Source organism: Tropicimonas sp. IMCC6043 (assembly GCF_004146235.1).
Taxonomy (GTDB): domain Bacteria; phylum Pseudomonadota; class Alphaproteobacteria; order Rhodobacterales; family Rhodobacteraceae; genus Tropicimonas.
On record NZ_SELO01000144.1, the window covers coordinates 1 to 689 of the forward strand.

A 689-nucleotide genomic window follows, 5' to 3' on the forward strand; every position below is an offset into this window, starting at 1 on the left:
CCAGCAGCACCTATTACCAGTGGTATGCCCGCTGGGTCGAAGGCGGGCTGGATGCGCTGGCCGATCGGTCCCCGCAGCCGAAGTCGGTGTGGAACCGCATTCCAGACGAGATCCGCGAGGACGTGGTCGAGTTCGCCCTGGAACACGAGGACCTGACGCCTCGGGAACTGGCGGTCAAATACACCGACGAGAAGCACTACTTCGTATCGGAATCATCGGCTTACCGCATTCTCAAGGCTGCCGATCTGATCACCGCGCCGGCACATGTCGTCATCCGCGCCGCGGACGAGTTCCGGGACAAGACCACCCGGCCCAATGAGCTCTGGCAGACCGACTTCACCTACCTCAAGGTGATCGGCTGGGGCTGGTTCTATCTCAGCACGATCCTCGACGATCACAGCCGATACATCGTCGCGTGGAAGCTCTGCACGACGATGAAGGCCAGCGACGTGACCGAGACGCTGGAATTAGCGTTGGAGGCGTCAGGCTGCGATGACGTCACGGTCGTGCACAAACCTCGCCTTCTCAGCGATAATGGCTCGTCCTATGTCGCCGGGGATCTGGCGGACTTCCTCGAGGACAAGGGGATGGATCACGTCCGAGGCGCCCCCCACCATCCACAGACCCAGGGCAAGATCGAGCGTTGGCATCAGACAATGAAAAACCGCATCCTGCTGGAGAATTATTAC

Annotated in this window: 1 protein-coding gene; it reads left to right on the forward strand. The window is 60.5% G+C overall.

The window, feature by feature from the left end:
• On the forward strand, window positions 1-689 hold a 689-nt coding region (locus EU800_RS26150; protein WP_129636365.1), incomplete at both ends, for a DDE-type integrase/transposase/recombinase.